The organism is Methylosinus sp. Sm6, assembly GCF_019802345.1.
Taxonomy (GTDB): Bacteria; Pseudomonadota; Alphaproteobacteria; order Rhizobiales; family Beijerinckiaceae; genus Methylosinus.
In genome coordinates, this window is record NZ_JAINDZ010000121.1 from 1 (window position 1) to 901 (window position 901).

Here is a 901-nt window from a genome sequence, read left to right on the forward strand (position 1 = left end):
AGCGATCCCGAGGCCATCATCGACGCCGCGCTCGCCAGCGTGCTGATCTATCGTCCCAACACGGCCACCATGTCGGAAACGGTGTGGAACGCGCTGCGCAAGCATCCCAAGATCGTGCAGGCGGTGAAGGGCTCGACGCAGGCGGACGGCAAGATCACGCGCGAGGAGTTCGTCGCCTATTTCGAGCTGTCTCGGCTGTTGATTGGGGCCGGCTATGTGAATGCGGCGAAGAAGGGCCAGCCCACGAGCCTGCAACGCGTGTGGGGCAAGGGGATCAGCCTCACCTATCTCGACACGTCGATCCAGCGCGCGGACATGGGCGGCATTACGTGGGGCTTCTCGCCCGTGTTCGGCTCGCGCGTCGCGGGCACGATCGAGGACGCGAACATCGGCCTGAAGGGCGGACAGGTGGTGCGCGTCGGCGAGACGATCACCGAGCTGGTCGTCGCCAAGGCCGCCGGCGCGCTCATCCAGAACGCGATCAGCTGAGGGAGGCGTGCGTGGAGACGACGACAGCGGCAGGCGCGAAGGCCACGGCCGAGAATCCCGCACCGGCGAGCAAGGGCAAGGCCGAAGCGAGCGCGGAGACGCGCGGCTTCGAGCTGCCCGTCAATGTGATCTTCCGCGGGGACCGTCATGCGATCGGATCGGAACTCGATCTCACGCGCGACGAGTTCGAGACGCTGAAGAAGGCCGGCGTGTTCGATCGGATCGAATGGAAAGACGGCGACTGACGAGTTTTGCGGGGTGGGGCAGCGGTCAGCCCGCTTGGCTCATAACCAAGAGGTCGGCGGTTCGAATCCGCCCCCCGCATCCAGCATGCCGAAGCGAAAGCAACCATGGGCAAATCCGGTCGATGCGCCGACGCTAGGCCGGGCGGGGTTGTGAGTAGGCGAGCCCG

At 66.0% G+C, this 901-nt stretch carries 1 protein-coding gene, 1 tRNA gene and 1 pseudogene; all 3 read left to right on the top strand.

Annotated features, from left to right (window positions below):
* Positions 1–489 (top strand): annotated as a pseudogene (locus K3F48_RS23825) (capsid protein); the annotation flags it as partial.
* An 11-nt stretch (positions 490–500) separates the two neighbouring features.
* Positions 501–734 carry a hypothetical protein gene (locus K3F48_RS23830; RefSeq protein ID WP_222577918.1) on the top strand — a complete coding sequence of 78 codons (234 nt, stop codon included), beginning with the start codon at positions 501–503 and terminating at the stop codon, positions 732–734.
* A 7-nt stretch (positions 735–741) separates the two neighbouring features.
* Positions 742–817 (top strand) — tRNA-Met (locus K3F48_RS23835).
* The last annotated feature ends 84 nt before the right edge of the window (positions 818–901 follow it).